This window comes from Streptomyces sp. WM6378 (assembly GCF_001279695.1).
Taxonomy (GTDB): Bacteria; Actinomycetota; Actinomycetes; order Streptomycetales; family Streptomycetaceae; genus Streptomyces.
Window position 1 is genome coordinate 1 of sequence record NZ_LGDD01000073.1, and the last position, 8,490, is coordinate 8,490.

Consider the following 8,490-nt stretch of genomic DNA (forward strand, 5'->3'; position numbering starts at 1 on the left):
GTCGGGGACGGGGGGATGGTTCTGCTCGTCGGGGACGATTGTGCTGGGCCGGGGCTGAGCGGGCCGGGGCTCCGCCCGGACCGGGCAGGACGGCCGGGGCTCCGCCCCGCACGATCGTCCCCATGGACTACTTCCTCACCACGCCCCGCCTCGGACTGCGCGCATTCGCCGACACCGAGACCGACCTGGACCTGGTGGTCGAGCTCGACAGCGACCCGGAGGTCATGCGGTACCTCACCGGCGGCCGCCCCCAGACCCGCGCCGAGGTCCGCGCCGGGTCCTTCGAGCGGATGGTACGGGCGTACCCCACGGGCGGCTTCTGGGCGACGCATCTGCGCGACACGGGCGAGTTCATCGGCTGGCACTGTCTGCGCCCCATGGGCGACAGCCCGGGTGACCTCGGCTACCGGCTGCGGCGGTCCGCCTGGGGCAAGGGGTACGCCATCGAGGGTGCCCTCGCGCTGATCGAGAAGGGGTTCGGCGACCTGGGCCTGTCCCGCATCACCGCGAACACCATGTACGTCAACGACCGCTCCCGCAGCGTCATGGAGCGGGCGGGGCTCGGCTACGTACGCACGTACTTCGAGGAGTTCGAGGACCCCATCCCGGGCACCGAGCTCGGTGAGGTCGAGTACGAGCTGACGCGCGAGGACTGGCTCGCCGCGCGAGCGGGCAAGGCGGGCGAGGCGGCCGAAGGCTCGGCGAGCCGTTGACCGGCGGGGGTGAGCCGGGAGGTTCCGGGACCGGCGGGCCCGGGGCCCGGACAATGGCCCGCATGGAATTCCGCGAGTTTCTGCACACCCTCCGCGTCTGGGACGTAGAGCTTCCCCCCTTCGACCCGGCCGGCGCGCCCGCCACCCCCCTCCCCCTGTTCCAGGAGTGGCTGATGCACGCCGCGAGGGCGGGGCAGGCCGAGCCGCACACCATGTCGCTCGCCACGGTCGACGAGGCGGGGCGGCCCGACATCCGCACCCTCATGCTGCACGACGCCGACGACGACGGCTGGCACTTCGCCTCGCACTCCACCAGCGCGAAGGGGCGCCAGCTCGCCGCCCGCCCCGTCGCGGCCCTCGGCTTCTACTGGCCCGCGGTGGGCCGCCAGGTCCGGGTGCGCGGCACCGTCACCCCGGCCGGTCAGGCCGCCTCGCAGGCCGATCTGCACGCCCGCTCGACCGGGGCGCTGGCCGCGGCACTGGTCGGCCGGATGAGTGAAGTACTGGATGAATACCGGGAGTTGGTGGACGCGTCCGAAACCGCTTGGCGGCGGGCGGAGGCCGATCCGCTGATGTCGGTACCCACCTGGACCCGGTACGTACTGGAACCCACCGAGGTCGAGTTCTTCCAGGGCGACGCCCGGCGCCGGCACGTGCGGCTGCGGTACCGCCGCGAGGCGTCCGGCTGGACCCGCGAGCTCCTCTGGCCGTAGGGCCTGCGCCGCAGCCCGGTCATGGCCTCGGGTCGCGACCGTCACCTCCCTGCCTCGGCCGGACCTTCGCCAAGCCTGCTCACGCATAGTCAACTCCTCGATGGCTAGGTGTAATTGGGGTATCAGTCGCTGTGGGCCAGCTGCTCGCGGACGCACTGCGTGTACTGGTGGAAGCTGTCCGGCCGGTAGCAGGCCTGTGTGTGGTTCGCGTACCAAACCATGAGGACGACGACCAGGACGGACACCACGATCGCGAGGGCCGACGTCACCACGGCGGCGACGGCCTTGCCCCGGCCGGTGCCGGTCCGCCCGGTCGTGACCAGGGCGACGACGCCCAGGACCAGGCCGATGACGCCGAGCGGGCCGCCGATGACGAGGACCGACGTGCTCAGGCTGATGGCCCCGAGGACCACGGCGGTCATCGCGAGACCGTTCCTGTTCGGCGGCGCCGCTGTCCCTGGCCGCCCCAACCCCTGCGCGGCTTCTGGCGTGTTCATCAACCGTCCTCCCGTCACGTGCTCAGGGCTCGATCCTGGCTTCGGGGGCCGCGGCCGCACATCGCGGAAAGGCGGGAGAATCCCCTCCCCCGATCGAGGGATGCCGCAGGTCAGGGGCCCGGTCATACTGACCGGATCATGTTCAGGGGAATCCGGCCGCTGCTACGCGGCTCCACATACGCGGGCGCGCTGTTCGCCTCTTGCGGCGCCTTGGCGAGCCTTCCGCTGGCGCCTTTCGCGATGCTGCCGACGCTGGCGTTGCGGTCCGCTCCGTATGGCGTGCGGATGAGTCTGGGTCTGCTCGCCTGGGCGGCGCTCATCGGCGCGGTCGGGCTCGCCCGGACCACGCGGCGGGCGCTGGTCCCGGCCGCCCGCCGGCTGCTGCGCGTGCCGCTGCCGGATCCCGTGCCCGTACGCCGCCCCGGCGTCGAGCCCGCTGCCGACCGCTGGCGGACTCCCCTCTGGCTCCTGCTGCACGTGGCACTGGGGTGGACGGCGGCGCTGGTGAGCGGCGTGCTGTTCGTCGCCGCCCTCACCCTCCCGGGCGGCTGGCTCGATGCCGAGGCGGGGCTGAGTCTGTTCGGCTGGACGGTGCGGGCGCAGGGCGGCTGGTCGAGCTGGGCGATGGCGCTCGGCTGCGCACTGCTCGGAGCGACCGTGTGCGCGGCGGTGACGTACGCCCTGCGGTGGCTGGCGCCCCGGCTGCTCGGCCCCTCGTCCGCCGAGCGGCTCGCGCTGGCCGCCGAGCGGGAACGGCGGCTCGCCGAACGCAACCGCCTTGCCCACGAGTTGCACGACTCCATCGGACACACGCTGACCGCGACGACGATCCAGGCCGCGGTGGCGGGCGAGCTGCTCGCAGCCGATCCGGTGGCGGCGCGCGGCGCCCTGCGCGGCATCGAGGAGTCGGCGCGGGCCGCGCTTGAGGACCTGGACTACGTCCTGGGCGTCCTGCGCGAGGAGAAGACGGAGGCGGAGGCGGCACCGACCCGCACCCTGGCCGACCTGCCCGAACTGCTCGACCGGCTGCGGCACGCGGGCGCGGTTGTGGAGCCGGAGCTGTTGGGCGACCTGGCGCAGGTGCGGGGCACGCTCTCGCGGGCGGCGTACCGGATCGTGCAGGAGGGCCTGACGAACGCCCTGCGGCACGGCGCGGGCGGCCCGATCGAGGTCCGGGTGGCGGCCACGCGGGACGTCCTTGAGCTCAGTGTGGTCAACCGGACGGGCCCGGGCGCGGGCGGCTTCCCGACGTCCGGGCACGGGCTGCCCGGCCTGACCGAGCGCGTACGGCTGCTGCACGGCGAGATCGAGGCCGGCCCGGACGGCCCGCAGCGCTGGCGACTGGCGGTCCGGCTACCGGTACGGGCGTCGGCATGACGGGTTCCGGCCCGGGTGAGGCCGCCACGGCCGGCCCCGGCGGGAACGGCGGGAACGGCGACGTCACCCTCCTGATCGCGGACGACGACGCGGTGACCCGCAGCGGTCTGCGTCTGCTGCTCGGGGCGCAGCCGGGGATCACGGTGGTCGGGGAGGCCGCCGACGGCGTCGAGGCGGTCGAACAGGCCCGGCTGCTGCGGCCGGACGTGGTCCTGATGGACGTACGGATGCCACGGTGCAACGGCATCGAGGCGACCCGTCAACTCCTCGCGGAATCAACGGAGTTGACTGTATCGGCGGGGTCGGCGGAGTCAGTCGAGCCGCCGAGGGTCGTGGTGATCACCACCTTCGAGAACGACGGCTACGTCACGGCCGCGCTCAGCGCGGGGGCCAGCGGGTTCGTGCTCAAGCGGCGCCCGGTCCCGCAGATCGCGGAAGCGGTGCGGGTGGTGGCGGCGGGCGAGGCGATCCTCTTCCCGACGGCCCTGCGCCGCATGGTCGCGGCCCGCCCCCTCGACTCCGCCGAGGCACTGCCGAGGGCCGCACTGACGGACCGCGAGGAGGAGGTCCTGCGGTCGATGGCCACGGGCCTGTCCAACCCGGAGATCGCGAGGGCGCTCACGGTGAGCCTGGAGACGGTGAAGACGCACGTCGGGAACGTACTGGCGAAGCTGGGAGCGCAGAACCGCACCCATGCGGTGGTGATCGCGTACGAGTCGGGGCTGGTGGTGCCGGGGTTCACGGGCTGAGCTCCGTGCGGGGCGGGAGGACAGCGGATATTCGACTGCGGGCCGTCGGTGGCTGGTCGCGCAGTTCCCCGCGCCCCTTAAACGGGGCGCTGTGCCGCACCGGCATTCCACAAGCGCTCTCAGTCCGTCGCAAGCCGCGCATGAAGGTGCAGGTCACGGAACGCGTCCCGGCGCTGGGCCTCGAACATGGCCCCCCGCAGCGTCCCCTCCGCCGCGTACCCGCCCCGCTCCGCCACGCGGCACGACACCTCGTGCCCCACCGCGTGGCCCAGCTCGATGCGGTGCAGGCCGACCTGTTCGAAGGCCCAGCGGGTGAGCAGGTCCAGGGCGCGGCCCGCCACGCCCCGGCCCCTCGCCTCGGGGAGCGTCCAGTAGCCGGCCCGGCCACAACGCACGGGCCACTGGACCGAGTTGAGGCCCACGTGGCCGAGCACCGTCCCGTCGGTCTCGTCCGTGACGCAGTACGTGGCGAACTCGCCCCGCGCCCATCCCAGCGCCCGCAGCCGCAGCAGTTCGGCCGCTGCCGCCTCGTCCTCGACGGGGGTGTTGTGGGTGTTCCAGCGCAGGTACTCGGGGTCCCGTACCCCGCGCAGCAGGGTCTGGACGTCGTCGGCGCGCCAGGTGCGCAGGCGCAGGCCGTGGCCGCGCAGGTCGGCGGATATGAGCTGGTGGTCCATGCCGCCATTCAACCCCCGGGCCGCCCGGGCAGGCCGGGAATTTCACGGGTCATGTGTCCGGGCAGGCACGCACGCGGTGCCGACCGTACCTCCGATGCTGCCCTCTCGCACAGCCCTCCCGCCCCTGTCGCCGCAGCCCCAAACCCGATAGGCAGGAGGAGAGTTGTGTTCTGCCTCCGGAACCTGCTGAACCCTGCTGAACCTGCGGAAGAGGATCCATGCGCGCTGAAGGCAACGCCCGACGACCGGCGTCCGAGGAGAAGAACGGCCGCGCCCCGGGCCGTACCCCCTCGACCACCGGACCGGTCGGCGGCGCCGGGACGCCGTCGTCCACGCTCCTGGCCCTTCAGGGCAGCGCGGGCAACGCCGCCGTCGTGCAGCTGCTGCGCGGGGCCGGGCACGACGGTGCGCGGGAGCGGCATCAGCACGGTGCCGGGTGTGGGCACCAGCAGGCCGAGGAGCCGCAGGTGCAGCGCTCCGCCGTGCACGACGTGCTGCGGTCCGGCGGCCGGCCCCTCGACAGCGCGACCCGTACGGACATGCGCCCGCGCGTACACCTCGGGCAGCCACGTCGTCATCGGCGACGGCGGAGCCGACAAGCACACCCTGGCCCACGAACTGACCCACGTCATCCAGCAGCGCCAGGGCCCGGTCACGGGCACCGACAACGGCTCCGGCCTCAAGGTCTCCGACCCCTCCGACCGCTTCGAGAAGGAAGCCGAGGCCAACGCGACGCGGGCGATGTCGGGGCCCGTCCCGGAGGCGGCGGTGGCCGCCCAGCGGTCCGTGGCGGACGGCCCCGTGGCAGCCCAGCGGTCCGCGGCGGCTCCCGCGCCGGCGGTGCCGGCCGTCCAGCGGCGCGGGGACAACCCGTACGCCAAGGCCGCCGACCACGACGGGTGGACGACGACCGCGCACCACATCGTGGCCCACTCCACGCTGACGGGCGCCCTCAACCGGCTGAGCGACGCCGAGAAGCTGGAGGTGCTCACCTCCTCGGTTCCCGACGAGCTCAGCAAGGAGATGCTGGCCAACCTCAAGGTGGCGGTGCCGGAGAACGAGAACACCCCCGAATACCGCAGGGCCCTGCGCAAGAGGCTCGCCGACAAGGCCAACCCGAACACCGACACCGAGTGCGGCATCTCGTTCCTGGACATCCGCCACTCCTTCTTCGAGTGGCAGGCGGGCAATCAGTTCGTCGGCCCCAACACGTCCATCCGGGCGGAGCCGTCGGCGAACGGCGACGACATCGACACCGACGGCAAGTACTTCTCCCCGCTCAAGGACAAGAAGTTCAACGAGCTCACCGACCTGGGCGACCGCCTCAAGAAGCCCGGCATCGAGAACGACGAGACCGTCAAGACCCTCAAGGGCATCCTCGCCCTCACCAAGAACCTGAGGGTCGCCGACTTCGACCCGGCGAAGTGGACCGAGGTCGACAACGGGATGACCGTGGACGAGCTGGCCGCGGACCAGCAGCTGAACCGGGCGCACATCACGGGGTACAGCTTCTTCAAGCTCGCGGCCGCCGACGTCAGGGCCGGGAAGTACCACGACTTCCTGCCCGCCGCGACCGGTGGCGGGTACGAGTACTACGGGAAGGCACTGACCGGCGCCCAGACCCGGGGGGACTTCGTCTACATCCCGTACCTGACCCGGGAGACCCCTCCCCCGAAGGAGGGGAAGGGCGCCGGACAGCGCCAGCGGCTCGACGAGTACTGCGTGGCCCAGAACGTGCCCACGTCGACCTTCCTACCGAAGGGGCTGTACAACCCGACCCGCAAGCCGCTGAAGAAGTAACTCCCTTGCGGTCAGCCCGGGTTGGGGCCGAACACCGGCACCGTCACGCCGTCCTCGGTCCCGGCCCGGAACGTCACGTACAGCTCCATCCCGATCCGCAGCTCCGCCTCCGGGCAGCCGACGACCTCGGTCATCATCCGGGGGCCCTCGGCCAGGTCGACGACGGCGGCGACGTAGGGGACGCGGTCGCCGAACGGCGGCAGGTCGTTGCGGTGCACGACGGACCAGGTGTAGAGCGTGGCCCGGCCGCTCGCCGGCCGCCAGGTCAGGTCCTCGCTCCAGCAGTACGGGCAGAACTCGCGCGGGTAGTGGTGCGGGCGGTCGCAGGCCGAGCAGTGCCGGACGAGGAGCCGGCCCTCGGCGGCCGCGTCCCAGTACGGGCGGGTGAAGGCGTCGGCCTCCGGAGTGGCGGCGTTCACCGTCGTGGGGGTCATCGGAGTCGTGGGGGTCATTGGAACAGTCCCATCGCGTCGTCCAGGGACCAGGTCTGCCACGACACGGCGCCGAGGGCGACGAGCGAGATGAGCGCCATCATCGCGTTCTGGCCCTGCTCGGCCCAGTCGTGGATCATCAGGACCAGGTAGAGGAGGTTGAGGAGGAGCCCGGCCACGAGGGCGACCGGCGTCAGGAACCCGGCCACCAGGCCTAGCCCCAGGGCGAGTTCGGCATAGACGACGACGTACGCCATGGTCTTGGGCCGAGGCCTGACCACGACGTCGAAGCCGCTGCGGACGGCGTTCCACTTGTGCTTGGCGGCGACGTCGGCCGCCCAGGCGATGCCGGTGCCGCGCTCGAACCAGCCCTTCTTGTCCTTGTGCCGCCAGCTCTCCAGCCACCACAGCCCGAGGCCGATGCGCAGGACGGCCAGCCATTCGGCGCCGCCGAGCCAGATCGAGTCCACGCGGGCCCCTTTCTCCAGTAGGGCTCAGTTTCTGACGGTACGTCAGTTCAGCGGATACGGGGCGTGTGCGCAAGGGGTAGGCGCGACCGGAAGACGCGTGCATGCAGGGCGTGTGTGCGGGGCGTGTGTGTGCGGGGCGTGTGCGTGCGTGATCAGATCGCAACCGATTCCGGTCTTGACCGAGACCCATCAAGTGTTCGCGCCGTTACGCTCAGCGTTCATGGCCGACACCACCAACCCCGCGAACCCCGTCTACGTGATCGGCGCCGGGCCCGGCGGGCTCGCCGTCGCCGCCGCGCTGCGCGGGCGGGGCGTCCGGGTCGTCGTACTGGAGAAGTCCGACGCCGTGGCCGCCTCCTGGCGGCGCCACTACGACCGGCTCCACCTGCACACCACGCGGCGCCTGTCCTCACTGCCCGGGCTGCGGATTCCGCGCCGGTTCGGGCGGTGGGTGTCGCGCGACGACGTGGTGCGCTACCTGGAGAAGTACGCGGACTTCCACGAGCTGGAGATCGTCACCGGGGTCGAGGTCGAGCGGATCGAGCGGGGGCCCGAGGGCGAGGGGTGGGTGCTGTACGCGACCGGCGGGCGGCGGCTTTCGACGTCGGCCGTGGTGGTGGCCACGGGGTACAACCACACGCCGTACGTTCCCGAGTGGGCCGGGGCCGAGACGTACACGGGTGAACTCGTGCACGCGAGCCGGTACCGCAACCCGGCGCCCTACGCCGGCCGGGACGTCCTCGTCGTCGGGGCCGGCAACACCGGGGCCGAGATCGCGGCCGACCTCGCCGACGGCGGGGCCGGGCGGGTGCGGCTCGCGGTGCGGACCGCGCCGCACATCCTGCGCCGGTCCACGGCGGGGTGGCCCGCGCAGGCGACCGGCATCCTGGTGCGCCGGCTTCCGGTACGCCTGGTGGACCGGGCGGCGTCGGTGACCGAACGGCTCTCCGTGCCGGACCTCTCCGCGTACGGGCTGCCCCGGCCGGCCGGGGGGCTGTACTCGCGGGTGCGGGAGGGGGCGATCCCGGTGCAGGACGTGGGGCTGATCGACGCGGTGCGGGGC

General features: G+C 72.6%; 10 protein-coding genes. 6 read left to right on the plus strand and 4 right to left on the minus strand.

Annotated elements, in window-relative coordinates; genetic code table 11:
* The first annotated feature begins 122 nt into the window (after positions 1-122).
* Positions 123-713, plus strand: coding sequence for a GNAT family N-acetyltransferase (locus tag ADK54_RS09520; RefSeq protein ID WP_053725121.1), 591 nt, complete (start codon positions 123-125; stop codon positions 711-713).
* A 53-nt stretch (positions 714-766) separates the two neighbouring features.
* Positions 767-1,426 carry a pyridoxine/pyridoxamine 5'-phosphate oxidase gene (locus ADK54_RS09525; RefSeq protein ID WP_053725122.1) on the plus strand — a complete coding sequence of 220 codons (660 nt, stop codon included), beginning with the start codon at positions 767-769 and terminating at the stop codon, positions 1,424-1,426.
* A gap of 122 nt (positions 1,427-1,548) precedes the next feature.
* On the opposite strand, the gene ADK54_RS09530 is transcribed toward ADK54_RS09525, so the two are convergent.
* On the minus strand, positions 1,549-1,848 hold the full coding sequence (locus ADK54_RS09530) for a hypothetical protein (protein ID WP_053725123.1): 300 nt from the start codon (positions 1,846-1,848) through the stop codon (positions 1,549-1,551).
* 213 nt (positions 1,849-2,061) lie between these two features.
* Here ADK54_RS09530 and ADK54_RS09535 point away from each other — a divergent pair, with 213 nt between their 5' ends.
* Positions 2,062-3,300 carry a sensor histidine kinase gene (locus tag ADK54_RS09535; RefSeq protein ID WP_053725124.1) on the plus strand — a complete coding sequence of 413 codons (1,239 nt, stop codon included), beginning with the start codon at positions 2,062-2,064 and terminating at the stop codon, positions 3,298-3,300.
* Positions 3,297-4,049 (plus strand): response regulator transcription factor, encoded by a 753-nt coding sequence (locus tag ADK54_RS09540; protein ID WP_234391989.1) that lies wholly within the window; start codon positions 3,297-3,299, stop codon positions 4,047-4,049. Before ADK54_RS09535 ends, ADK54_RS09540 begins: the two co-directional genes overlap by 4 nt.
* Positions 4,050-4,168: 119 nt before the next feature.
* Here the strand turns inward: ADK54_RS09540 and ADK54_RS09545 are convergent, their stop codons facing one another.
* Positions 4,169-4,726, minus strand: coding sequence for a GNAT family N-acetyltransferase (locus ADK54_RS09545; protein ID WP_053725125.1), 558 nt, complete (start codon positions 4,724-4,726; stop codon positions 4,169-4,171).
* A 438-nt stretch (positions 4,727-5,164) separates the two neighbouring features.
* Between ADK54_RS09545 and ADK54_RS48750 the strand changes: the two genes are divergently transcribed.
* The gene (locus ADK54_RS48750) at positions 5,165-6,526 is read left to right on the plus strand and encodes a DUF4157 domain-containing protein (RefSeq protein WP_053725126.1); all 1,362 of its coding nucleotides are present in this window, start codon (positions 5,165-5,167) and stop codon (positions 6,524-6,526) included.
* A gap of 11 nt (positions 6,527-6,537) precedes the next feature.
* Here ADK54_RS48750 and ADK54_RS09555 read toward each other — a convergent pair whose 3' ends face one another.
* Positions 6,538-6,978, minus strand: a complete 441-nt coding sequence (locus ADK54_RS09555; protein WP_107090498.1) for a Zn-ribbon domain-containing OB-fold protein — start codon at positions 6,976-6,978, stop codon at positions 6,538-6,540.
* Entirely contained in the window at positions 6,975-7,427 is a 453-nt protein-coding gene (locus tag ADK54_RS09560) for a hypothetical protein (protein WP_053725128.1), read from the minus strand. The genes ADK54_RS09555 and ADK54_RS09560 overlap by 4 nt, the downstream gene beginning before the upstream one ends.
* Before the next feature lie 220 nt (positions 7,428-7,647).
* Between ADK54_RS09560 and ADK54_RS09565 the strand changes: the two genes are divergently transcribed.
* The coding region (locus ADK54_RS09565) for a flavin-containing monooxygenase (RefSeq protein WP_053725129.1) at positions 7,648-8,490 on the plus strand (843 nt) is incomplete at its 3' end.